This is a genomic window from Pectobacterium carotovorum (genome assembly GCA_016415585.1).
Lineage (GTDB): Bacteria > Pseudomonadota > Gammaproteobacteria > Enterobacterales > Enterobacteriaceae > Pectobacterium > Pectobacterium carotovorum_K.
In genome coordinates this window covers 3,278,387-3,303,461 of sequence record CP066552.1, presented here as the reverse complement: position 1 = coordinate 3,303,461, position 25,075 = coordinate 3,278,387, and the positions used below count along the sequence as shown (strand labels likewise).

The following is a 25,075-nucleotide window of genomic DNA, read 5'->3' as shown; positions in this document are numbered from 1 at the left end:
ATGAGATCCTTATCACTAGAAAGTTATATAGCCATAGCGTAGCTGGCTGTTTTCGCGCAATGATCGGATATCTGCTTTGTTTGAGGGGAAAAGAAGAATGACGCACTTTGTTTTAGTGGGCGATGTCGGCGGCACCAATACGCGTTTGGCATTGTGTGATGCCACAACGGGCGAATTATCGCAAACCGAGACCTATTCCGGGCTGGATTTCCCTTCTCTGGAAGGGGCAATTCGTGATTATCTCGATTCGCGACAGGTCACGATACAGGATGCCTGTATCGCGATTGCTTGCCCGATTACCGGTGACTGGGTGGCAATGACGAATCACACCTGGGCATTTTCCATCGCTGAAATGAAAGCGAGTTTAGGTTTACGCCACTTTGAGCTCATCAACGATTTTACTGCTGTTTCCATGGCGGTGCCGGTGATGACTAACACGGATTTACTCCAATTTGGCGGCGGGGAGCCCGTGCCAGGTAAACCGATAGCTGTGTATGGTGCAGGCACGGGGTTAGGCGTCGCTCATCTGGTGCATGCCGCCAATCAATGGATTAGCCTGCCGGGCGAGGGCGGTCACGTGGATTTTGCGGCGAATAGCGATGAAGAAGACAAAATTCTGGTTATTTTACGTCAATCGTTAGGACATGTTTCTGCGGAGCGTTTGCTGTCCGGGCAGGGGCTGGTGAATATTTACCGTGCCGTGGTGCTGTCTGATGAACGTACGCCGGAGGCGCTGGAGCCAAAAGATATTACCGAACGTGCCGTCGACAATACGGATGTGGATTGCCGCCGCGCGCTGTCGTTATTCTGCGTCATCATGGGACGCTTCGGCGGCAATCTGGCATTAAATTTAGGCACATTTGGCGGCGTGTATATTGCTGGCGGCATTGTTCCGCGCTTTCTGGAGTTTTTTAAAGCCTCCGGTTTTCGGGCGGCTTTTGAGGACAAAGGGCGGTTCAAAGGCTACATGCAGGATATCCCTGTGTACCTGATTACCCATGAGCAGCCGGGATTAATGGGGGCGGGCGCTTATCTGCGACAGGTGCTGGGCAGCGCGTTGTAAGTCAGTTTGGTCGTTGAACGCAATCAGGTAAAGCGGCAGCTCTCTCCTGCCTGATTGCGTTACTGCTGGTTATGCCAGAATGCGGGTACGGATAACGTCGGCGATGCTGGGTTCTTCATTGCTGCCAATCACCAGATCGGCACGTGCTTTGATCTCATCGGCGCTGTTGCCCATCGCGACGCCTAACCCTACGCCTTCCAGCATACTGATGTCGTTAAAGTTGTCGCCGAATGCCACGACGTCCTTCATGCTGATGCCCTGTTCGCCAAGCCATTGCTGGAGCAGCTTGCCTTTGCTGTTGCCGGTTTGGGCGATATCAACCTGATCCTGCCATGACCACTCGCAGGCCAATCCGAGCTGCTTTTCCACTTCTGCGGCGAAATGGTTCAGTGTGGGAACATCGGCGTGCGTGGTCGCGAATTTCCAGATAGCGTGGGACGCTTCTGTTTGACGCACCAGATTTTCCACCTGAGCGAAACGAGGACGCTGCTGTTCCGGCAGGTTAGCCGCCCATGCCAGCGTGCGGACTACGTGCCCGGTAGGATACTGGTAATACATGTCGTCATCGGCATACATCAGCCCATGAATATCAAATTCTTCTAACAGCGTGATGACATTTTTTGCTTGTTCGACAGAGAGCGGATTGGTGTGGGACGCTTGGCCCTGCTGGTAATCATAGACGTAGGTGCCGTTACAGCAGATAGCGGGCGTATCCAACTGCAAACCCTGATAGAAAGGATGAATTGCCGAGTGGTGGCGTCCGGTGACGATCATCACTTTTATGCCTTGCTGACGGGCCAGCGCAAGTGCAGTAAGTGATTCGGGCAGGATTTTTTTCTGTTGATTCAGTAGCGTACCATCAAGATCAAGTGCAATTACTCGGTAGGTCATCGTTATCTCGCAAATAAAAATGTGGGTATCAAATGAGTCTTACGATAAAGGACGCGGCGAAAAATAGACAGACAACAGCGAGATAAAATTGTCTGAGGTTCATTTGATGACGAAGGATTCAGCGCGGCGGTGGGAAATAAGGCTAAACGGACGGTTTTACAGCGGCATTGTTGATTTTCTATGCTTTCAACGGCTTATCATCTATTTTTTAAGCAGTTGATCACAACGCTGCTTTACAATGTGCGGCGTACTGTTTATAGTGCGCGTCATTGCGGAGGAGTGGCCGAGTGGTTGAAGGCACCGGTCTTGAAAACCGGCGACGCGAAAGTGTTCTAGAGTTCGAATCTCTACTCCTCCGCCACACATTCAATAGAGTCAATGGGTCGTAAATTATTTTGATTCTATCCTGCATAACATGCAGCATAAAAGCCTCCTTAGTTGGAGGCTTTTTTGTTTGTAGTTTTATGTAGAACCTTATCCCGCCGCAGCCCAGCAAATAAATTGTAACCTCTCAGCAGTGATTCAAGGTCTAGCATTTCTAAATCTCTCCCCCTAAACGCGTTTGGTACAACAACACAAGTAACATGCCCATCTACTGAACTGATTTCTGATCCACTGGATGGCTGTAACAGGATTTGCATCAACACCAGCGTGCTTTGCGGAATCAGACCTCATTTTGATATGGGTCAAAAGCACATCTGAAAAAGTAATGGTTTACAGGATAATTCTTGAATTTCGACAAAATAGTGAGATAGTTTCGTTAGTTTTTAGACGATCGGTCAATATTTTTATTATACTCCTGAATACTGACGGTCATATAACCGGATATACGAGGTGAAGATGTTTAAATCTTTATTAATCAATAAGAAAGAAGATGTTTATACTGCAATGCTCGCTGAAGTCACAGAAAACGAACTGCCTGAGGGGGATGTGACTGTCAATATTGACTATTCATCAATCAATTATAAAGATGCTCTGGCCATCACTGGGCGTGGCCCGATTGTCCGCCATTTCCCGATGGTGCCGGGTATCGATCTTGCCGGTACGGTGTCTGAAAGTTCACATCCTGATTATCAGGTTGGTGATAAGGTTCTGTTGACTGGCTGGGGTGTTGGGGAAAAGCACTGGGGCGGGTTGTCCGAAAAAGCTCGAGTGAAGGGTGACTGGCTGACGCCGCTTCCGGCTGGTGCAAACAGTAAACACGTAATGGCAATCGGGACTGCTGGCTTTACCGCGATGTTATGCGTCGACGCGCTGCTGAAACATGGCGTGAAGCCTGAAGATGGCACGGTACTGGTTACGGGCGCCAGCGGAGGCGTTGGTAGCATTGCCGCCATGATCCTTGCATCAATGGGTTACCACGTGACTGCATCGACAGGTAGACCGGAAGAAGCTGAATGGCTTTATAAAACCGTCGGGGTTAATGACATCATTAATCGTACCGAACTTTCCAGTCCAGGCAAACCGTTACAGAAAGAACGTTGGGCTGCTGCTATCGATACGGTAGGTAGCCACACGCTCTGCAACGCCTGTGCTGGAGTACGTTATGGCAGTATTGTTGCGGCCTGTGGGATGGCGCAGGGTATGGATCTGATGAGTAATGTGGCTCCGTTTATTCTACGTGGTGTCACGCTGAAGGGGGTCGATAGTGTCATGTTCGCGAAAGAGAAAAGAGCAGTGATATGGCAACAGGCGTTACAGTATTTGCCTGAGTCCAAACTGGATAGTCTGACCAGCGTCTACCCGCTCAGTGAGGCCATTAATGTAGCCGAAAAACTTCTGAGTGGTGGCGTTCGCGGTCGAGCCATCATTCAGTGTAACTAAACAGATTCAGGTTAAAAATCTCGTGGGGGACCGGCATCGGCCCCTATTTTCACTTTTCAACTGCCGCATTGTGTGACGGCAGACAGCGTACAGACGTTTTGAAATAGCGCCAGAAATCGTATACAGGCTGGGTTGAACAATAAAGTTTGGCGCGCATCACGGCTCCTTCCCAGCCACTCCAGAAAATAGCCGCCAGTTGTTTATCATTCATATCTGAGCATATTTCGCCTGAAGATAATGCATCTGACAGACAGGCCGCAACAAGTGACTGCCAGTTCTCAAGAATATCCTGTAGCTGTTTGATAAAGGATGGCGGAAGCCCTGGGCTCTCCTGCATCATATTTCCAACCAGACATCCCCGAGTGAAATTGTACCTTTTAATCCCGTCGCAGGCATCGTGGATAAAATTTTCCAGACGTAACATGGGGGTGCAAAATGGTGCATGCAGATGTTTTTTTAATTTATGTTCGAAGAAGCTGTCATAGGCATTCAGAACGGTCTGGGCATATTCCTCTTTGTTCTTGAAGTAATAATAAAATGAGCCTTTAGGGACTCTGGCATTTTTGACAATCGCATCGACACCCGTCGAAAGAAATCCATTCTGCGTCAGAAGTTCAAGCCCACTGCGGATCAGATCATTACGAGTATCTGCATAGGTACTTTCTATTTTTCGTGGTCTTCCTCGACCGCGAGGTTCGCTGGTCATGACTCATCTCCTGCATATTCAAACTAGAAAGAATCGGTGATTCTATGAGTGTGATCTTACCCATGTAATGTGGATTCGGCTTTAAGCCCGATTCTGGTTTCAAACTGTTCTGGGCTGAAACCGCTACGCATACTGTCGTAACGCAAGCGATTGTAATCGCACTCTATATAATTAAACACCGTTGTCTTCATGATTTTACGGCGGATAAAGCGTTTGTCGTGGCTCCATTCCATTTCCAGCAAATGAAAATACTTTCTACGCGGACGTTATCATAACCGGATCCTTTAGTGCCTATGCATCCATGTCCGTACTGCCGCCATTACTCAAATCAATAGTAGCCTTGCGATGTCTCTGTAGAATAAAGTGATGGGTCATTTATGGTATACCGTGCGTCAGGTTGAGCAGGTTCATTATCCTTCTGATGAACTTCTTTTGAGCCTTCCTGTGCCGCCACATTCGCGTGAAAAATAAGGAGAATACGATGCAGCAAGTGGTTTATGTCGCCAGCCCGGAAAGCCAGCAGATTCATGTTTGGCAACTCGGTGCTCAGGGAAATCTGACATTATTGCAAACCGTTGATGTTTCAGGGCAAGTTCAGCCGATGGTGATCGCACCGAACAAGCGTCACCTGTATGTTGGGGTTCGTCCTGATTTCAGGGTTCTGAGCTATCGTATTGATGAACAGGGTAAATTGACGGAAGCGGGTGTCGCGTCTTTACCGGGCAGCCCGACGCATCTGTCTACCGATAAAGACGGACGTTTCCTGTTCAGCGCGTCTTATAGCGGTGCCTGCGTTAGTGTTAGCCCGATTGGTGCGGATGGCATCGTCGGCGAGCCGATCCAACAACTGGACGGACTGGAAGGGTGCCACTCTACCAATATTGATCCAACCAATTCTGTTGTGTGGGCACCGTGCCTGAAAGAAGACCGCATCCGTCTGTACGATCTGGGTGCGACGGGCGAATTGAGCGTACACCGTCAGGCTGAAATGACGACGGTCGCGGGTGCCGGACCACGCCATATGGCTTTCCACCCGAATCAACGCTTTGCCTATTGTGTGAATGAACTGGACAGCTCGGTAGACGTATATCAATTGGATGCAGCCAGTGGGGAATTGCAGAAAGTGCAAACGCTGGATGCTATGCCAGCAGGCTTCAGCGATACGCGCTGGGCGGCAGATATTCACATTACGCCGAATGGTCGCTTCCTGTACATCAGCGATCGTACTGCCAGCCTGCTGAGTGTTTTCCAGGTATCAGAAGACGGCAGCACGTTAACGCTGGCGGGTCATCAGCCAACCGAAACGCAGCCGCGCGGTTTCAATATCGACAACACCGGTGAGTTCCTGATTTCAGCAGGCCAAAAATCCCAGCACATTGAGGTGTATCACATCGACCAGAACTCGGGCGATCTGCAACCGCTGGCGCGTTACGCCGTCGGTCAGGGGCCAATGTGGGTGTCGGTGCTGGCGCTGGACTAAGTAAACCAAGCACAACAGTAAGCCCTGCATTGATCAGCAGGGCTTTTTTTTCGATTAACCTCGGTATTCGATAATCGATAAACCCGCGTTGTAGTCCGTGCTGTAGATGATTCCGTTGGCATCAACAAACACATCGCAAGACTGAATAATTTGCGGTCTGCCGGGACGCTTATCGACCATTTTTTCTGGCGCAGCAGGTACCAGTGCACCCGTTTCCTTTGGCTGATACGGGTTACTGATGTCGTAAGCCCGTACCCCTGCGTTTTGGTACGTGGCGAAAATCAGCGACGAACTGATGAAGCTGCCGGGCCGATTTTCATGCAGGTTATGTGGGCCAAAGTGTGCACCTTTCTTCACATAGTCCGCCTCTTTCGGCTGCGGAAAGGTGGCAATGCTCACCGGATGACTCGGTTCACGAATATCGAACACCCAAATCAACTTCTCGCCATCTTCCTGATTATCTAATACCGCTTCATCCAGCACGATTAGCAGATCGCGATCCGGCAGCGGTAGCGCTGTGTGTGTGCCACCGCCAAACGGTGGGCTCCAGTTACGGTGGCTGATGAGCTGCGGGTTGGTACGATCGCTCACGTCCAGCAGCGTCAATCCACCATCGCGCCAGCTTCCATAGGCGGTGTCGCCGCTGATGATGGCGTGATGCAGGGCGTAACGCTTGCCTTCCGGCCAGCTTGCGGTTTCTCCGCCAGCGGTATGCATGCCGGGTAGCCAATAGCGGCCAGCAACCTCTGGGCGCTGCGGGTCGGCCAAATCGATAGTCAGAAAGATGTAGTCGCTGTAGCCATCGAGCAGAGCGGAGACATAGGCCCAGCGTCCACCTACGTACCAGATGCGGTGAATGCCGATACCGTTCAATGGCAGGAAGCTGATTTCGCGGGGTTTATCTGGCGTCGAGATATCGAAAATCCGTAATCCAGCGCTCCAGCTTTTGTCCTGCTGTTTGGTACTGACCGTGTCGGCGACGGAGCGGGTGTAATAGACTTTTTCCTCGGCGAAGCTGGCGTCGGCAAACAAATCGCGCGCGTTGACGACAAGCAGCAGGTCATCGTGCGTTTGCAGGTGGATATTCCAGGTGCCGGGCGGGGCAGCAATAAACCCCGCCGGCTTGGGATTCTTGGCATCGCGCACATCCACAATCGACACACCTTGTGAAACCATATGCCCGATGTAAGCGTAGCCGCGATGAACCATCACCTGTACGCCGTCGGGTCTGCCACCCTGATCGCTGTGCCCAATCAGCCGCATATTGCGGCTGTAATCGGGGGTGGGCAGAGGGGTCGATGCCATGAGTTATCTCCGTGTTATTTCGCCTGTTTGGCTTCCAGTGTAGCAAACCACGGTGCGATAAAATCATCCGTGTGGCCCCAGCCTGGGATGATTTTCGCCAATCCGGCGACATTGACTGCCCCCGGCTGGCTGGCTAACAGCGCCTGTGGAATCGCAGCAGCACGGAACTCGTAGGTTGCAGGTGTCGCTTCACCGGCAATCTTGTTGGCAACCAGACGCAGGTTCACTTTACCGATCAGCTTAGGATCGACAGCCACGCTGACTTTCCACGGGCTGTTTGCTTCGCGCATCAGTTGTAAATCCTGATTAGAGATATCGATGCTGTAAAGTTTGATTTCTGTCCGGCCGTTTTCTTTCAATGCTTTATAAGCACCCTGGCTGAAGGCATCCCACGATCCCCAGATTGCATCGATTTTGCCTTTCGGGTATTTCGCCAGCACCGCACCGACTTTGTTGGCGGTATCGCCCTGAACGTCAGAGGACACGGCACCAATCGATTCGAGTTCCTTGATGCCGGGGTTAGCTTTCAGGATCTGTTGATAAGCAAGCTGGCGGCGTTCCATCGGCGGGAAGCCGGCAACCCACAGTTTGATGATGTTGGCTTTACCGTTGAAATCCTTCACCAGTTGGCCGAATGATTCGTTAGTCAGTGAGGCGTCATCCTGCTGGGTGACGGTCACGCCTGGGATTTCGCCGTTCACGGCGGTATCAAACACGGAAACGGCAATGCCGCTGTCGACGATGCGTTTAATCAAATCGGTAGAGTAGGGGTCGCGGCCCTGTGACAGTATGATGCCATCATATTTCTGGCTAATCGCCTGATTCACGAAATCCTGAAAACGGGCATCATCGCCGTTGCTCAGAAAGGTGCTGACCTTAAAGCCCAGCTTTTTGCCTTCTTCGAGCACGCCGGAAACAAACTGCGTGGTGTTATCGTCTGAACCCAGATTGCGGATAACTGCGATGCGAACCGGGCCGTCATGATTGGCGATAGTGGCCGGAACGGGAGCAATGGTGGCATTCTGATTAGCCAGTGCCGGTAACGCAGTCAGTAAGCTCAGTGCAAGCAGGGCGGGCGTAAATTTCTTCATTATCAGCTCCATGGCGTTTTATAAATTGATGTCGTGTCGATTGCAGTATTGTTATGTTCTCTGCGTTATTACTTTATAGCTGTCTTTATGTCTGGATGTCTATTTAAAAATGATACTGCATCATAGCCGTTGAGCGATAGGCGAGAAAGAGGGGAGCATTATGACTTTTGGGTTTAAGTTATAACGACTCGTGCTGACTGCGGATAAAAAGAAAAATGCCCGCGGGGCGGGCATTTCAGGCCGTTGACAAACCTATTTGTCGAACGAAAACGGGAGTAACGGAATAGAAGAGTAAAGCGTTTGCGCCATGGATGGCGCAATCCGAGCTTACATGGACGTACTTGCAGCGTCTTTACGATCTATCCGTTACTACCGCACTACGGACTTTGTGAAGGCGGTTAGATGAAAAGCGAGTGAATTATTTCTTCGCTTCTTTCTCCTCCATTTCACGTGCCCAACGTGGGTGGTGTTTACGCGCCCAGCGTTTGGAGACTTTGCCTTCAATCATGCCCTTGATCGACCCTTTAACCCAGAATGCCATGTACATATGGATCAGGATGGCATGGATGAGGACGATAGCCGCAACCGCATGAATCAGAATGGCGTAGCGCACGACATCAATCGGGAACAGGTGGGTAAAGTAAGGACGCCACATGATTACCCCGGTGATCAGCAGCACCAGCGTCAGCCCCATGATGCTCCAGAACATCATTTTCTGGCCTGGGTTGTATTTACCCACTTCAGCGACTTCATGCTCATTGCCTTTCAACACTTCAATAATGTTGAGGAACCACGGTAGATCGCGCTTCTTCGGGATGTTATGACTAACGAACCGGAAGAACATCGGGATCAGACAAATGACGATCAGTACGCCAAAAAACGGGTGCAGAATACGTCCCATCTGCGGCGTACCAAACGTCTGCGTCAACCATTGCAGGGTTGGGAAAAACAGGGCAATACCTGAGAGCGCGACCAGGAAAAAGCTAATCACCACAATCCAGTGACAGATGCGATCGATAAACTTGGTGCGCAAAATCATTTTTGATTTACTCATGTTTGTCTCCCCCTTCTTTGTCTTCTCCCTCGTGTTCATGCTCCATTTCTTCTGTGTTCGGACCCACACCGATGTAGTGGAACATTAACCCGGCGAACGTGGCGACAAACCCTAACGCAGATAGCGGCTTCAGAATGCCTTTCCACAGGTTGACCGGCGTGGAAATCTGCGGGTCATCCGGCAGATTGTTATAGAGCGATGGTCTGTCTGCGTGGTGCAGAACATACATCACATGTGTGCCACCCACACCCTGCGGATCGTAGAGGCCTGCGTTCTTATAACCACGGCTTTTCAGATCGGCGATGCGTTCTTCTGCCAGATGCTTCATCTCTTCTTTCGTACCGAAACGAATGGCACCCGTCGGACAGGTTTTCACGCAGGCGGGCTCTTGCCCAACGCTGACTCTGTCGACGCACAGCGTACATTTATAGACGCGGTTATCTTCTTTATTCAGACGCGGAATATTGAACGGGCAGCCGGCGATGCAATAGCCGCAGCCGATACAGTGTTCGGACTGAAAATCGACGATACCGTTGGCGTACTGGATAACTGCACCAGCGGAAGGACAGGCTTTCAGGCAGCCCGGATCGCTACAGTGCATGCAGCCATCTTTACGGATCAGCCATTCCAGACGATCGTTCTCTTCCACTTCGGAAAAGCGCATCAGCGTCCAGGATTTGGCGCTCAGATCCGCCGGGTTATCATAAACGCCGAAGTTATGGCCGACCTCGTCACGAATGTCGTTCCACTCTGAACAGGCCACCTGACAGCCTTTACAGCCGATACAGGTGGTGACATCGATCAGTTTTGCCACTTCGCTTTTGTCATTACGCACATGCGGAGGCGGTGTAAAGCCGTTGGTGGCCGAACGTTTAATAATATCTTGTGATTGCATTGACATAGTTGGCTACCCTTACGCCTTCTCTACATTAACCAAAAACGCTTTGTACTCAGGCGTTTGTGAATTAGCGTCGCCGACGCTCGGGGTGAGTGTGTTAGCCAGGAACCCTTTACGCGTGGTTCCCTCAAAGCCCCAGTGGCAGGGAATACCAACGGTTTCCACGCTGCGTCCGGCAATTTGCAGCGTTTTGATACGCTTCGTAACCACCGCTTTGGCTTTGATGTAGCCACGCTGGCAGGAGACTTTGACTTCATCGCCTGCTTTAATGCCTTTGCTCTTCGCCAGATTTTCACCGATCTCAACAAACTGTTCTGGCTGCACAATCGCGTTCAGACGCGCGTGTTTTGTCCAGTGACGGAACAATTCGGTAATCGAGTAGGTGGTCGCCACGTAAGGGAAATCCTTCGCGGTGCCCATGGTTTTCGCATCACGAGCAAACAAACGCGCGACCGGGCTGGAAATCACCGACGGGTGCAGCGGGTTGGTGCCAATAGGTGATTCGATAGGCTCGTAGTGTTCAGGGAACGGCCCGTCTACCAGTTTGTCCACGGAGAACAGACGTGCCAGACCTTCCGGCAGCATGATGAATGGCCCGGTGTCTTTGCCCGGCGGTACGGTTGCGGCGAAGTCAGGCACATCAATGCCTTGCCACTTCTGACCGGTCCATTCCAGCAATTTACGCTTGCTGTCCCACGGTTTCCCTTGCAGGTCGGCGGAGGCGCGGTTGTAGAGAATGCGGCGGTTTTGCGGCCAGCACCATGACCAGTTCGGCGTACAGCCCAGACCGGCATCGGCGTTGTCACGCTTATCCATCTGGTTACCGGCTTCGGTCCAACTTCCGGCGTAAATCCAGCAGAAGCTGGACGTGGTACCGTCATCACGCAATTGTGAAAAATCGGCGAGCTGCTGGCCTTTTTTCAGGATCAGTTTGCCGCTGTCGTCGTAGATATCAGCTAGCGCCGTGCCGTTGGCTTCGCGGGCGATCTCTTCTGGATGCGGGTCTTCCGGGTCTTTGTAATTCCAGTTGATGTTCATCAACGGATCCGGATAAGTACCACCTTCTTCGTTATACAACTCACGCAAACGCATCAGCAGCTTACCGAGAATTTTACCGTCGTGACGGGCTTCTCCTGGTGGCTCAGCCGCCGCCCAGTGCCATTGCAACCAACGACCAGAGTTGGCGATAGAACCATTTTCCTCGGCAAAACAGGAAGAAGGCAGACGGAAGACTTCAGTCTGAATAGACTTCGTATCCACGTCATTGAATTCGCCATAGTTCTGCCAGAACGTGGAGGTTTCCGTGACCAGCGGATCGATGATGACCATGTACTTGAGTCTGGAGAGCGCTTCAGTCGCTTTGTTCTTGTTAGAGAACGCGGCAACGGGGTTAAAGCCCTGAACGATGTAGCCGTTCATTTTGCCTTCCACCATCAACTCGGTTTGCACCATGACGTCGTAGCTACGATCCCACTTCGGCAACCAGTCATAACCCCAGTTATTTGCCGCCTGTGCGTGATCGCCGTAGAAACTCTTCATCATGCTGATAAAGAATTTTGGCGTGTTTTTCCAATAGTTAACCTGATCGGGTAACACGGCGGTGGGTGTGATTTGGCTCAGATAGGTATTCAGATCCGGCTGTTTTTCTGACGGCAGTGGCATATAGCCCGGCAGATTTAACGACAGCAGACCCAGATCGGTATACCCCTGAATGTTGGAGTGACCGCGCAGGGCGTTGATGCCGCCGCCTGCCATACCGATATTTCCCAGCAGAAGCTGGATCATGCCAGCGGAGCGGATGATCTGTGCGCCGTTGGTGTGGTGTGTCCAACCCAGTGCATACATGAAGGTTGCGGTTTTATTCGGTACGCAAGTTTCAGCCAGCGTACGGCAAATCTCTTCATAATCTTTGGCTGAGGTACCGCACAGGGATGTCACCATGTCCGACGTATAGCGGGAGACGTGTTCTTTCAGCAGGTTCCAGACGCAGCGCGGATGGGACAGCGTGTTGTCGCGTTTGGCGAAACCGGCTTCATCCAGCTCATACTGCCAGCTGGATTTGTCATATTGACGTTTTTGTTCGTCGTAGCCGCTGAACAAGCCTTCGTCAAAGCTGAAATCATCACGCACGATCAGGCTGGCGTTGGTGTAAGACACCACGTATTCGCGATGAATTTTATCGTTCGTAATAAGATAGTTAACGATACCTAACAGGAAAGCGGCATCTGAACCCGCGCGAATTGGCGCGTAGAGATCGGCAACGGCAGCGGAGCGGTTAAAGCGTGGATCGACAACAATCAGTTTCGCATTGTTGTGCGTTTTCGCTTCAACGGCCCATTTGAAACCGACCGGGTGCGCTTCTGCCGGGTTGCCACCCATCACGATGATGACGTTGGCGTTTTTGATATCAACCCAGTTGTTGGTCATCGCGCCACGGCCGAATGTCGGTGCCAGTGCGGCAACGGTAGGTCCGTGACACAAACGCGCCTGACAGTCGATGGCAACCATGCCGAGTGCGCGGGCAAATTTCTGGTCGAGAATACCGGTTTCGTTGCTGGCGGCAGAAGAGCACAGCATACCGGTAGTCAGCCAGCGGTTGACGGTTTCGCCTTTGGCGTTGGTGCGTTCGAAGTTGGCATCACGGTCAGCTTTCATCAGGCGCGCGATGCGTTCAATCGCGTCTTCCCAGCTGATTCGTTGCCATTTGTCTGAGCCTGGCGCGCGGTATTCAGGGTAGAGCAGTCGGTTTTCGCTGTGGATGTAGTCAACCAGGCCCGCACCTTTCGGGCAAAGGGAGCCGCGGCTGACTGGGTGATCCGCATCACCTTCGATATGAAAAACGGAAGGCTTCGCATTTTTGGCGCCATCGCCCAGGCTATACATGAGCACACCACAACCAACTGAACAGTAGGTGCAGTTGTTACGCGTCTCTTTTGCCCGTAACAGCTTATATTGACGTACTGATGCCATTGCTTCCGTGGGTGTAAAGCCTAATACCGCGAGAGTGGTTCCAGCCATCCCCCCCGCGCAAACTTTAAAGAAACCTCTTCTATTCAGTTGCATTAGTTTCCCTGTGTAATTATGTGTCATTTTTGTTGCGAGCAATTTAACAACACATAAATTGTGGGCTTTGCGCAAAATCAAAATTTAAGTATTTAAACCCCCATAACACCTATAAAGAGGTATATTTTTTATTCGTTATATATTGTAATGCATAACGAATTTGTTATTTCATGGTTACAAATAATGTGGAGCGATAAGCCAATCGAAGAGAAATACGCGGGGTTTGTGGAGGAATTGTTGCAAAAAAAAGCCGGATTAAAATCCGGCTTGATGTGGTGATTATTTGACCTGCATACCCGGCTGAGCGCCGCTGTCTGGGCTCAGGAGGAAGATATTTTTTCCGCCTGGGCCTGCTGCCATCACCATGCCTTCTGATATGCCGAAGCGCATTTTACGCGGAGCCAGATTGGCGACCATCACGGTTAAACGGCCTTCCAGCTTCGCCGGATCGGGATAAGCTTCACGAATGCCGGAGAAGACCTGACGGGTTTCGCCGCCCAGATCTAACGTCAGACGTAAGAGCTTGTCAGAACCGTCAACCAGTTCAGCCTGCTTAATCAATGCGATACGCATATCAACTTTGGCAAAATCGTCAAAGTTAATGGTGTCCTGCACCGGGTTGTCTGCCAACGGACCGGACACGACTTTTTGCGCGGTGATCATGTCTTCTTTAGATGCGTCAACCATTGCGTTCACTTTATCCAGATCGATGCGGTTAAACAGCGCTTTGAATGGGCTAACCTGATGGCTCAGCAGCGGCGTGGCGATAGCATCCCAGCTCAGTTCCGTGTTCAAAAACGCTTCTGTCCGCTGGGACAGCGAAGGCAGAACCGGTTTCAGGTAGGTCATCAGTACGCGGAACAGGTTGATGCCCATTGAGCAAATGGCTTGCAGATCTTCATCCCGACCTTCTGCTTTCGCCACAACCCACGGAGCTTGTTCATCAACATAGCGGTTGGCGATATCCGCCAGCGCCATGATCTCACGAATGGCACGCCCAGATTCACGGCTGCTATAGGCTTCGGCAATGCTGGCTGCGGCATCGGTGAAGGTTTTGTACAGCTCGGCGTCGGCCAGCTTGTCCGCCAGTTTGCCGTCAAAGCGCTTGTTGATGAAACCGGCATTACGTGATGCCAGATTCACGACTTTGTTAACGATGTCCGCATTCACGCGCTGAACGAAATCTTCCAGATTGAGGTCGATGTCATCAATGCGAGAAGACAGTTTTGCTGCGTAGTAGTAACGCAGGCAATCGGCATCCAGATGTTGCAGGTACGTACCCGCTTTGATGAAGGTGCCGCGTGATTTAGACATCTTGGCGCCGTTGACTGTGACGTAGCCGTGCACAAACAGGTTCGTCGGTTTGCGGAAACCGCTACCTTCCAACATAGCCGGCCAGAACAGGCTGTGGAAATAAACGATGTCTTTACCGATGAAATGGTACAAATCCGCGTCGGAGTCTTTCTTCCAGAAATCATCAAAATTCAGATCGCCACGCTTGTCGCACAGGTTCTTGAACGACCCCATGTAGCCGATTGGCGCATCCAGCCAGACGTAAAAATATTTGCCCGGTGCATCGGGGATTTCAAAACCGAAATACGGTGCGTCGCGGGTAATGTCCCACTGTTGCAGGCCGGAATCGAACCACTCCTGCATCTTGTTAGCGACTTGCTCCTGCAATGCGCCGGAGCGCGTCCAGGCTTGCAGCATCTCACTGAATGCAGGCAGATCGAAGAAAAAGTGTTCTGTTTCACGCATTTCTGGTGTGGCACCAGACACCACTGATTTTGGTTCGATCAGCTCCGTTGGGCTGTAAGTCGCGCCACAGACTTCGCAGTTATCGCCGTATTGGTCAGCAGCCTTACATTTCGGGCAGGTGCCTTTGACGAAACGATCTGGCAGGAACATGCCTTTCTCTGGATCGTACAACTGAGAAATGGTGCGATTTTTAATAAAGCCGTTCTCTTTCAGCCGACTATAAATCAGACCTGACAGCTCACGGTTCTCTTCACTATGCGTGGAGTGGTAGTTGTCATAGCTGATATTGAAACCGGCAAAGTCCTGCTGATGCTCCTGACTCATCGCCGCAATCATCTGTTCCGGCGCAATCCCCATCTGCTGTGCTTTCAGCATAATTGGCGTGCCGTGGGCGTCGTCCGCACAGATAAAGTGAACCTGGTTGCCGCGCATTCGCTGGTAACGAACCCAAATATCGGCCTGAACGTGTTCAAGCATATGACCGAGGTGGATTGAACCATTAGCGTAAGGCAGCGCGCACGTTACCAGGATTTTCTTTGCGACTTGAGTCATGAGGAACTTGCTTTCTTTTGTGAATAGAGGGAGATCGATGTTAACCGATAGCGCCTTGCTGCGTAAACCGCTGGCGTGAGTAAAAACGGCAGTAAACCACATGGCAGATTTTATTTTGCGTAGCGTTTCCACGTTTTTGACGCCGAAGGGCGTCAGGCTTCCCTCGCTCTGGTATGCTATATACGGTCTCAACGGTCAAATATGAGAATTTCAAGGAGCCGGAATGAACGCGACAGTCCCCGAACAACGCCCTGAAGCACTGCGTGCGATGGTCACCGGGGTTTTATCTACTTTTCAGCACCCGACACTGAAAAATAACCTGACGACACTGAATGCACTGCGCCATTGTGCGCTGCTGGACAACGTGTTGCACATCGACCTGACGATGCCGTTTGTCTGGCTGAGTGGCTTGGCAGTATTAAAAGAAACGGTTAGCGATGAGCTATTACGTTTATCAGGTGCAAAGGTGGTCGAGTGGCGCTTAACGCACGATATCGCTACGCTGCGCCGGGTTAACGATCAGGCCGGTGTGAAGGGCGTGAAAAACATCATCGCCGTCAGTTCCGGGAAAGGCGGGGTCGGCAAATCGAGCACGGCGGTCAACATGGCGCTGGCGCTGGCGGCTGAAGGCGCGAATGTAGGCATTCTGGATGCCGATATTTACGGTCCTTCTATTCCGACTATGCTGGGTTCAGCCAGTGAGCGCCCAACCTCGCCGGACGGTCAACATATGGCACCGATTATCGCGCACGGCCTGGCAACCAACTCAATTGGTTATCTGGTCACGGACGATAACGCTATGGTGTGGCGTGGGCCGATGGCTAGCAAAGCGTTATTGCAATTGCTACAGGATACGCTCTGGCCGGATCTGGATTATCTGGTACTCGATATGCCGCCGGGCACGGGAGATATTCAACTGACGTTGGCACAGAGCATTCCTGTCACTGGTGCGGTCGTCGTGACGACGCCACAGGATATCGCGCTGATGGATGCGATGAAGGGCATCGCAATGTTTGAAAAAGTCAGCGTGCCAGTACTGGGCATCGTTGAAAATATGAGCGTACACATCTGTAGCAACTGTGGTCATTTGGAGCCGATCTTTGGCACGGGCGGCGCGCAGAAGCTGGCAGAAAAATACCACTGTTTTCTGTTGGGTCAGCTTCCGTTGCACATCTCTCTGCGTGAAGATCTTGACCGGGGTGAACCGACGGTGGCCAGCCAGCCGGACAGCGAATTTACCTCTCTGTACCGCGAACTGGCAGGGCAGGTTGCCGCTCAGCTCTACTGGCAGGGTAGTGTTATCCCCAGCGAGATTTCTTTCCGGGCGCTGTAGCCTGCTATATACCCTAAATAATTCGAGTTTCAGGACAAAACGTTAGCGTTTTGAACAACGCAAGGCGTTGACCCGTAGGGCGAGGCTCATTTATGCGCCTCGTAACGCGGCAAGGTAAGGAATCCCGATGAGCTTGCTCAGGTAAGTGATTCGGGTGAGTGAACGAAGCCAACGCACATGCAACTTGAAGTATGACGGGTATAAAAGCCGGGCTCTGGCCCGGCTTGATCCTACGCCAGCATGCGATTTCCCTCGGGCGCAATACGTGGAAAGGGTAGCGTGAAGGGGGGGAACTCCCTATAATTGCCGCGTCAAAGCGCCTGTTGGCGCGTTCCCCTCTCTTTTATTTATGTTAATCAGGTCGTTAATACCATGACTGATCAGTCTCACCAGTGCGTCATCATCGGGATTTCAGGAGCATCCGCTTCGGGTAAAAGTCTTATTTCCAGCACCTTGTATCGGGAATTGCGCGATCAGGTTGGTGATCAGCATATCGGGGTGATATCTGAGGACAGCTATTATAAAGATCAAAGCCACCTGACGATGGAAGAACGGGTAAAAACCAACTATGACCACCCGAGTTCGATGGATCACAGTCTGCTAATCAAACATTTGCAGATGCTTAAGGCTGGTCAGGCGATTGAAGTGCCACAGTACAGCTATGTCGAGCACACCCGCAAGCAGGAAACGGTGCATATCGAGCTGAAAAAGGTCATTATTCTGGAAGGTATCCTGCTGCTGACGGATGCGCGTCTGCGTAATGAGATGAATTTCTCCATCTTTGTCGATACGCCGCTGGATATTTGCCTGCTGCGTCGTATGCGTCGCGACGTTAATGAGCGCGGGCGTTCAATGGATTCCGTGATGGAACAGTATCAGAAGACCGTGCGCCCGATGTTCCTGCAATTTATCGAGCCCTCTAAGCAGTATGCCGACATTATTGTGCCGCGCGGTGGGAAAAACCGTATTGCGATTGATATTTTGAAAGCCAAGATAAGCCAGTTTTTTGAGTAGTCGCTACCCTGGATAATCCGCGTTGCATCACTAACGTGGAGGCAACGTGAAGCATGACGGGTAGATGAGGTTTATCTGATAGATACCGGCGTCGAATGGAGAATAAGATGAGACTGTGTGACCGTGACATTGAAGCCTGGCTGGATGATGGCCGACTGGTGATTACACCCCGTCCGCCTACTGAGAGGATCAGTGGCGCGACCGTTGATGTTCGTTTGGGAAATCAGTTTCGCGTCTTCCGCGGACACACTGCGGCCTTCATTGACTTAAGTGGTCCGAAAGATGAAGTCAGTGCGGCGCTGGATCGCGTGATGAGTGATGAAATCAATTTGCCTGAAGGCGAGGCGTTTTTCCTGCACCCGGGAGAATTAGCGCTGGCAGTAACGTTTGAATCCGTTACGCTGCCGGATAACTTGGTTGGCTGGCTGGATGGTCGCTCTTCGCTAGCCCGCCTGGGATTGATGGTTCACGTCACCGCACACCGTATTGATCCAGGCTGGCAAGGAAGAATTGTGCTGGAGTTCTATAATTCAGGTAAGTTGCCGTTGGCGCTACGCCCCGGCATGATGATTGGCGCTCTGAGTTTTGAACCGCTTTCCGGGCCGGCTGCTCGTCCTTACAACCGCCGTCAGGATGCCAAATATAAAGATCAACAGGGTGCGGTAGCGAGCCGGATCGATAAAGACTAAGCGTCTGGCAACAGGCCTGTAAGGTAAAAAGCAGGTGGCCGTGCGTTTCGCAATGAGGATGGCATGAGAAGATTTCTGACGACGCTGGCAATTCTGCTTGTGGTGCTGGTGGCAGGAATGACGGCCTTGGTCGTACTGGTTAATCCCAATGACTTCCGCGCCTACATGGTGAAGCAAGTTGAGGAACGTAGCGGCTATCGCCTTCAACTGGATGGCGATCTGCGTTGGCATGTGTGGCCGCAACTGAGCATATTATCTGGTGGGATGTCGTTAAGCGCGCCGGGATCCAGTGCGCCGATTGTCAGCGCCGAGAACATGCGTCTTGATGTGCAACTGTGGCCGCTGCTGTCACACAAGCTAGCGGTCAAGCAGGTGATGCTGAAAGGTGCCATTATTCGCCTGACGCCGGAAAGTGAAGCCAAACAGGCCAACAATGCGCCCATTGCCCCTGCGGGATCGCAGACCCCATCTGAAGAACGGCACTGGCGGCTGGATATTGATAAAATCAAAGTCGCCGATAGCCTGTTGATTCTGCAACGCAGCAATAATGAACAGATTAACGTGCGCGACATTAATCTTGCGATGGAGCAGAACAGCGACCGTCAGGTCAACATCGAATTATCAAGCCGTATCAATCGCGATCAGCGCGATATCGCCTTCTCCCTTGCCGCCGATGTCGATTTGCTGCATTTCCCCCAGCAGGTCAATGCCAATATTACCAAGCTAGATTACCAGCTTCAGGGGGCAGGAATACCAGCAAACGGTATCAGCGGAACGGGGAGTGTTCAGGCAAGTTATCAACAGCAGCCTGAAAAAATCACGTTTAGCCAGCTTTCACTCAATACCAATAATAGCCAACTGTCGGGTGCCGGTAGCGTGACGCTGGGGGATATCCCCCATTACGAATTGGATCTGTTGTCTGAGAAGCTGGATTTGGATTCCCTGCTGGGGATCGCGTCGGTGAAAGAGAACAATGCCTCTGTCGTGCCAGCTAAATCATCGGCCCCTGTGATTTCAAATGAAAGTGGGTTAACCAAACCAGAAGACAGCTTACAGACATTCACGGCACGTCTGTCGCTACAGGCCGCGACGATGATCTATCGTGGACTCGATGTCCGCCAATTTACACTACGGGCAGACAATCAGCCGGGGCTGCTGGATGTGACGACCTTGAGCGGTGAACTGGGCGGTGGACATTTCTCATTACCCGGTAAAGTTGTGACGAAGTCATCGACCAACATCACGTTACGGCCAGATCTCAAGGATGTTGAGTTATCCCAGTTGATGTCCGCATTTGCGCCGCCCGCTGAGACGGTCAGTGGGAAATTGTCGATGGTGGGGCAGTTCAGCGGCAATAGTTTTGCGCTACCTGCGTTGCTCCAGCAGTGGCAGGGGACAGCGACGCTGCAAGGCAATAACGTTCGTCTACAGGGTTTGAATATCCAGCAAATGGTGCAGATGGCTGTTGCGCGTAGCAATGGGAATGTCCGAGGACAAGAGCGCTACGAGCGCTATACCGAACTGCAACAGCTGACTGGGAAAGTACAATTGAATGCGGGTAAGTTACGCCTTACCGATCTCAATGGCCGCTCAGAGCTGCTGTCGCTAACGGGTGCTGGCCAATTCGATTTGCCAGCCCAGACGTGTGACGTCAACTTGAATGTCTCTATCACGCAAGGGTGGCAGGGGGATGAGCAGCTAGTCAGCGTGCTGAAAAACACAGCGATTCCGTTACGTATCTATGGCGAATGGGATAAATTAAATTACCAATTACAGGTAGATCAACTGCTGCGTAAACGCCTGCAGGACGAGCTGAAAAAACGCCTGAATGATTGGGCCAGCCAAAATCAGCAAAGCCAGAAGGGTAAGGATCTGAAGCAACTCCTCGATCGTCTTTAATTTTCTAAATACGCCGTTTTAGCTGGTTTGCTGACTCCTGTCAGCAAACCAGCAGCGTCTCCCTAACGTTTTCCTCTGGTTTGTCATCCTTCGCCAGACCGGCTTTGTGCTCGGTGTCTCTTTTTTAATGCTACATGTTAATATTTTTCTCTTTTTTTATTTTCTAAAGCAGTAAACTTCGCTCCCTATTTTCGGTGCGGCGTTACTCCGTTACCGGGGAATTTTCTGTCAGATAATTTATTACTCAGGTATCGAACCCACTATGCTCGAACTTTTGATTGGTGTTGCTGTAACGATTCTGGTTGGTCGTTACATTATAAAAGGGTACTCCGCGACTGGCGTGTTGCTGGTGGGGGGCCTCTTACTTTTGGCAATCAGTGCCATGCTGGGGAAAAACGTATTGCCAGCCAGCGCGAAGGCGACAGGCTGGAGCGCAACGGATATTGTTGAATACGTAAAAATTTTGCTGATGAGCCGCGGTGGCGATCTCGGCATGATGATTATGGTGCTGTGTGGTTTTGCCGCTTATATGACGCACATCGGTGCCAATGATGTCGTCGTCAAGTTGGTTTCCCGTCCGCTGAAAATGATTAACTCACCTTACTTACTGATGATCGCGGCCTATTTTGTCGCTTGTCTGATGTCGTTGGCGGTGTCATCGGCCACGGGACTCGGTGTGCTGTTGATGGCAACGCTGTTCCCCGTCATGGTGAACGTCGGTATCAGTCGCGGTGCCGCTGCTGCAATCTGTGCTTCCCCTGTGGCGTTGATCCTGTCGCCGACGTCGGGCGACGTGGTACTTGCTGCACAGGCATCACAGATGAAATTAGTGGATTTTGCCTTTAAGGCCACGCTGCCTATTTCCATCATGGCGATCGTGTGTATGGCCGTCGCGCATTTCTTCTGGCAGCGCTATCTGGATAACAAAGCGAATGTTAGCCATGAGATTCTGGATGTCAGCGAGATCACGACGGATGCCCCGCGTTTTTACGCCATTCTGCCGTTTACGCCGATCATGGGTGTGCTGGTGTTTGATGGCAAATGGGGGCCGGAACTCCACATTATCACTGTACTGGTTATCTGTATGGTGCTGGCCGCGGCGCTGGAATTTGTCCGTTCGTTCAGTGCGCAAAAAGTGTTTGATGGGCTGGATGTGGCTTACCGTGGGATGGCCGATGCCTTCTCTAGCGTCGTCATCCTGTTGGTCGCTGCGGGTGTCTTTGCCCAAGGGCTTGGCACTATTGGCTTTATCAGCGGTTTGATTGGCCTTGCGCAGTCATTCGGTAGCGGCGGGCTGGTGATTATGTTAGTGCTGGTTGCGATCACAATGTTGGCTGCGATGACTACGGGCTCGGGTAATGCGCCGTTCTATGCGTTTGTTGAGCTGATTCCAAAGCTGGCGTCGCAAATGGGCATCAACCCTGCTTATCTGGCGATTCCGATGCTTCAGGCTTCCAACTTGGGCCGTACCATTTCTCCGGTATCCGGCGTAGTCGTTGCCGTTGCTGGGATGGCGAAAATATCGCCGTTCGAGGTAGTGAAGCGCACATCAGTTCCCGTTCTGGTTGGGCTGATTGTGGTGGTGGTGGCCACCGAAATTATGGTGCCTGCCTGATAGCAGAAATTAGGTAAACAGCAGCACCTTTAGGCTATGTGCTCTAAAGGTGCTGGCTGTCGCTGTACCGGGCTATTTGTTTGATAAAATGTTCAAAGTCGCTTAAACGATGAGAAATAACGTGGATGACAATATCCAGATTGAGCGCCTGATAGTCATGCACGGCAATATTTCTTAATCCCACCATTTTTTGCAAGTTATCAGACAGATCAACCGTAATAATCTGGTTTGCAGCAAGAAGCGCGAAGCTATCGCGGCTACTTTGTGGTATGCCTAGCTGCTTGATACGGATAAGATAATTAGCGATATCAATAGCGGCTTCGCAGGCACGCTGTATGTTAAGTATGACGGAATCTTGCTTGGTGAAGTTTTGACGAAACCCTTCCTCAGTATCGAATTCCTCACGAATACGACGTAGGCATCTTTGTATGGTGCTGCTTTTGTTGAGCAAAATATCTGTCATGCTTTTAGATCCTGATTAAAGCTACGAATGATATCCGCACGCTCTTTTTGCAGATGCTGGTACATTGAAAGTGTTGTCATTTCAAATTCCCCCGCTGCTGTTTCCGCATCATAAAGCAGCTTGCCGTTACGAACGATCTCCATTTTTAATACCGTTGAAGCCTGCAATAAATCGATAAGATCGACGTCATGACCCACTTCTTTTGCTAATTGATTAGATAGCTCCCAGCGTTCAATGGGAGCCAGTGCTCTCGTAGCCATGATGGCGATATCAATGTCGCTGTCCGCTCTGGCATTGCCTGTAGCCTGGGAACCAAAGAGATAAATAATTTTGATGTCGGGCATCTGTTTTTTCAGTGTCAAAACGATCTTATCGAACATGTGATAGCCCCCGTTCCTACGATTCTCTTATTGTCTGATAGGATTGCTCGAACATCAATGTATTGCCCGTCAGGGGAGGGGAACAGATAAGTCATCCCCCAGCCCCTATTTCATCACACTTCAAAATCAGTCTGTGGTTCGTCGTTCGGTGTGATACGGACCTCCACAATACGATGACTTTCCACTGCCAGAATGGTGAATTGATAGCCATCGATTGATAGTGTATCGCCCACCTGTGGAACCCGCTGTGCGTGCTCCATTAACAGCCCTGCCAATGTGTAGTATTCGCGCTTTTCATCCAGCGTCAGCGGAACATACATCGTTAAGTCTTCCAGTGGAATATAGCCATTTACGATCCAACTGCCGTCGTCATTCTGCTGAATGCTATGGCGTGCATCGCGATCTTCTCCTTCGCGCGGGAGGTTGCCTGCAATGGTTTCCATTACGTTGCTTAATGTGACAATCCCTTCCATGGAACCAAACTCATCAACGACAAATGCAAAGTGTGTCCTGCCTTCTCTAAACTGTTCCAATGCCTGTAAGAGTGAAAGTTGTTCAGGGAAAACCAGTGGCTGACGAATCAGAATACGCAGGTTAAAGGGGTCGCGGTTTAGCTGCTGCTGGAGTAAATCGGCAACATGTACGATACCCAACGGTTCGTCGGAGGTATTGCTGTCGGTTACTACGAGCCGGGAATGTTGATGACTCGTTAACAGCTTAGCGAGCGCATCCTGCATAATATCCAGCTCAACCGACTCGATATCATGCCGCGATGTCATGATGCTGCTAATGGTTCGCTGTGCCAGCCCCAATACTCGCTTTATCATCCGGCGTTCCTGAAGGTTGAAGACTTCCTGACCAGCACGGGTGTTATCCGCGATCATCGATGAGGTTTGGTTGTCCAGCTCAGCTTCTTCATGGTTGCCGCGCAAAATACGCAAAACGACCTCCGCAGTACGCTGGCGTAGCGGCACCGAGGAAGACAGGAAGCGTCGGCGGTTGAACATAGAAACCTGATTCAACATCTCAATCATCACCGAGAAACCTATCGCGGCGTAGAGATAGCCTTTGGGGATGTGATAACCAAACGCGTCCGCGACCAGACTGAAACCAATCATCAGTAGGAAGCTGAGACACAGGATAACGATGGTCGGGTGTTCAGCGACAAAGCGGGTCAGTGGTTTGCTGGCCAGCAACATAAGCAAGATGGCGATGGTCACGGCGGACATCATGACCAGCAGATGATCGGTCATTCCGACGGCGGTAATCACGGAGTCCAGTGAGAATATGGCATCCAGTACCACGATCTGTGCCACTACCGGCCAGAAGCGTGCGCCTTTACGTTGAGCTTGCTGCTCCTCATCTTTTCCTTCAAGGCGTTCGTTGAGCTCCATAGTGGCTTTAAAGAGTAGAAATAACCCGCCAACCAGCATAATGACATCACGAGCGCTGAAGGTGTGCTCAAGGAACGTGAAGAGGGGGGTAGTCAAAGACACTAGCCACGAAATGGACGCCAGCAGGCCCAGGCGCATAATCAGGGCAAGTAACAGACCGACGACTCTGGCTTTATCGCGTTGCTCTTTTGGTAGTTTTTCCGCCAGAATGGCGATAAAAATAAGATTATCAATGCCCAGAACCAGTTCCAGGACAACCAGCGTGGTCAACCCGGCCCATATCGTTGGATCAGCGATCCACTCCATATCTATTTTTTCACCTTTAAATGAACATAACCTCGATAGCGTATCAGGGCATGCGCAGATGAACCAGAATTTGCAGGGATATTCTTTGCTATGGGATAGGGCTAGCAGAAGTTAGGTCATATTTTTGTCTTTTTGTGCACAGCACATTGGGGGCGTTACTGACATTACAAAATAATGTAATAGATCTTAAGCAAAATTTTATGCGGCATAGCAGAGATACAGGTCGTAACATTTGATTACGCTATGTATCCGAGCATAGAATGGCGCCCAGTTGCGAATAGCCACACAATTCTGTGG

20 protein-coding genes and 1 tRNA gene are annotated in these 25,075 nt (G+C 51.1%); 9 read left to right on the top strand and 12 right to left on the bottom strand.

Going from position 1 to position 25,075, the window contains the following annotated elements; translation table 11 throughout:
• The first annotated feature begins 97 nt into the window (after positions 1-97).
• Entirely contained in the window at positions 98-1,063 is a 966-nt protein-coding gene (gene glk / locus JFY74_14725; GenBank protein QQG27345.1) for a glucokinase, read from the top strand.
• 69 nt (positions 1,064-1,132) lie between these two features.
• Here the strand turns inward: glk and JFY74_14720 are convergent, their stop codons facing one another.
• Positions 1,133-1,954: a pyridoxal phosphatase gene (locus JFY74_14720; GenBank protein QQG27344.1), complete on the bottom strand. Its 822-nt coding sequence runs from the start codon at positions 1,952-1,954 to the stop codon at positions 1,133-1,135.
• A 273-nt stretch (positions 1,955-2,227) separates the two neighbouring features.
• On the opposite strand from JFY74_14720, the gene JFY74_14715 reads away from it, so the two are divergent.
• Positions 2,228-2,315 (top strand) — tRNA-Ser (locus JFY74_14715).
• A 479-nt stretch (positions 2,316-2,794) separates the two neighbouring features.
• Positions 2,795-3,778 carry an oxidoreductase gene (locus JFY74_14710; protein ID QQG27343.1) on the top strand — a complete coding sequence of 328 codons (984 nt, stop codon included), beginning with the start codon at positions 2,795-2,797 and terminating at the stop codon, positions 3,776-3,778.
• Positions 3,779-3,827: 49 nt separating this feature from the next.
• On the opposite strand, the gene JFY74_14705 is transcribed toward JFY74_14710, so the two are convergent.
• Both JFY74_14705 and JFY74_14700 read right to left on the bottom strand, forming a co-directional pair.
• Complete coding sequence (locus JFY74_14705) at positions 3,828-4,484, bottom strand: TetR/AcrR family transcriptional regulator (GenBank protein QQG27342.1); 657 nt, start codon at positions 4,482-4,484, stop codon at positions 3,828-3,830.
• Positions 4,485-4,540: 56 nt separating this feature from the next.
• Complete coding sequence (locus JFY74_14700; protein QQG27341.1) at positions 4,541-4,726, bottom strand: IS3 family transposase; 186 nt, start codon at positions 4,724-4,726, stop codon at positions 4,541-4,543.
• 239 nt (positions 4,727-4,965) lie between these two features.
• Here JFY74_14700 and pgl point away from each other — a divergent pair, with 239 nt between their 5' ends.
• Positions 4,966-5,964 (top strand): 6-phosphogluconolactonase, encoded by a 999-nt coding sequence (gene pgl, locus JFY74_14695; GenBank protein ID QQG27340.1) that lies wholly within the window; start codon positions 4,966-4,968, stop codon positions 5,962-5,964.
• Between the two features lie 54 nt (positions 5,965-6,018).
• Here the strand turns inward: pgl and JFY74_14690 are convergent, their stop codons facing one another.
• The 6 genes from JFY74_14690 to metG form a co-directional block, all read right to left on the bottom strand.
• Positions 6,019-7,269: an LVIVD repeat-containing protein gene (locus JFY74_14690; protein ID QQG27339.1), complete on the bottom strand. Its 1,251-nt coding sequence runs from the start codon at positions 7,267-7,269 to the stop codon at positions 6,019-6,021.
• 14 nt (positions 7,270-7,283) lie between these two features.
• The gene (locus JFY74_14685; GenBank protein ID QQG27338.1) at positions 7,284-8,360 is read right to left on the bottom strand and encodes a sugar ABC transporter substrate-binding protein; all 1,077 of its coding nucleotides are present in this window, start codon (positions 8,358-8,360) and stop codon (positions 7,284-7,286) included.
• 418 nt (positions 8,361-8,778) lie between these two features.
• A complete protein-coding gene (gene fdnI, locus JFY74_14680; protein QQG27337.1) occupies positions 8,779-9,414 on the bottom strand; it encodes a formate dehydrogenase-N subunit gamma in 636 nt (211 codons plus the stop codon).
• Complete coding sequence (fdxH, locus tag JFY74_14675) at positions 9,407-10,315, bottom strand: formate dehydrogenase subunit beta (GenBank protein QQG27336.1); 909 nt, start codon at positions 10,313-10,315, stop codon at positions 9,407-9,409. The genes fdnI and fdxH overlap by 8 nt, the downstream gene beginning before the upstream one ends.
• A 12-nt stretch (positions 10,316-10,327) precedes the next feature.
• Positions 10,328-13,375 carry a formate dehydrogenase-N subunit alpha gene (gene fdnG, locus JFY74_14670; GenBank protein ID QQG27335.1) on the bottom strand — a complete coding sequence of 1,016 codons (3,048 nt, stop codon included), beginning with the start codon at positions 13,373-13,375 and terminating at the stop codon, positions 10,328-10,330.
• Between the two features lie 279 nt (positions 13,376-13,654).
• Positions 13,655-15,685 (bottom strand): methionine--tRNA ligase, encoded by a 2,031-nt coding sequence (gene metG / locus JFY74_14665; GenBank protein ID QQG27334.1) that lies wholly within the window; start codon positions 15,683-15,685, stop codon positions 13,655-13,657.
• Between the two features lie 223 nt (positions 15,686-15,908).
• On the opposite strand from metG, the gene apbC reads away from it, so the two are divergent.
• The 5 genes from apbC to dcuC all read left to right on the top strand — a co-directional run bounded on the left by apbC (position 15,909) and on the right by dcuC (position 22,235).
• Entirely contained in the window at positions 15,909-17,018 is a 1,110-nt protein-coding gene (gene apbC, locus JFY74_14660; protein ID QQG27333.1) for an iron-sulfur cluster carrier protein ApbC, read from the top strand.
• Between the two features lie 372 nt (positions 17,019-17,390).
• The gene (gene udk / locus JFY74_14655) at positions 17,391-18,032 is read left to right on the top strand and encodes a uridine kinase (GenBank protein QQG27332.1); all 642 of its coding nucleotides are present in this window, start codon (positions 17,391-17,393) and stop codon (positions 18,030-18,032) included.
• 107 nt (positions 18,033-18,139) lie between these two features.
• Positions 18,140-18,721: a dCTP deaminase gene (gene dcd, locus JFY74_14650; protein QQG27331.1), complete on the top strand. Its 582-nt coding sequence runs from the start codon at positions 18,140-18,142 to the stop codon at positions 18,719-18,721.
• Positions 18,722-18,784: 63 nt separating this feature from the next.
• Entirely contained in the window at positions 18,785-20,620 is a 1,836-nt protein-coding gene (gene asmA / locus JFY74_14645) for an outer membrane assembly protein AsmA (GenBank protein QQG27330.1), read from the top strand.
• 262 nt (positions 20,621-20,882) lie between these two features.
• Positions 20,883-22,235, top strand: coding sequence for an anaerobic C4-dicarboxylate transporter DcuC (gene dcuC, locus JFY74_14640; GenBank protein ID QQG27329.1), 1,353 nt, complete (start codon positions 20,883-20,885; stop codon positions 22,233-22,235).
• Positions 22,236-22,278: 43 nt separating this feature from the next.
• Here the strand turns inward: dcuC and JFY74_14635 are convergent, their stop codons facing one another.
• From JFY74_14635 to JFY74_14625, 3 genes are all read right to left on the bottom strand, one after another.
• Entirely contained in the window at positions 22,279-22,698 is a 420-nt protein-coding gene (locus JFY74_14635) for a DUF86 domain-containing protein (GenBank protein QQG27328.1), read from the bottom strand.
• Positions 22,695-23,078 carry a nucleotidyltransferase domain-containing protein gene (locus tag JFY74_14630; protein ID QQG27327.1) on the bottom strand — a complete coding sequence of 128 codons (384 nt, stop codon included), beginning with the start codon at positions 23,076-23,078 and terminating at the stop codon, positions 22,695-22,697. The genes JFY74_14635 and JFY74_14630 overlap by 4 nt, the downstream gene beginning before the upstream one ends.
• A gap of 113 nt (positions 23,079-23,191) precedes the next feature.
• Positions 23,192-24,778: a TerC family protein gene (locus JFY74_14625; GenBank protein ID QQG27326.1), complete on the bottom strand. Its 1,587-nt coding sequence runs from the start codon at positions 24,776-24,778 to the stop codon at positions 23,192-23,194.
• Positions 24,779-25,075: the final 297 nt, after the last annotated feature.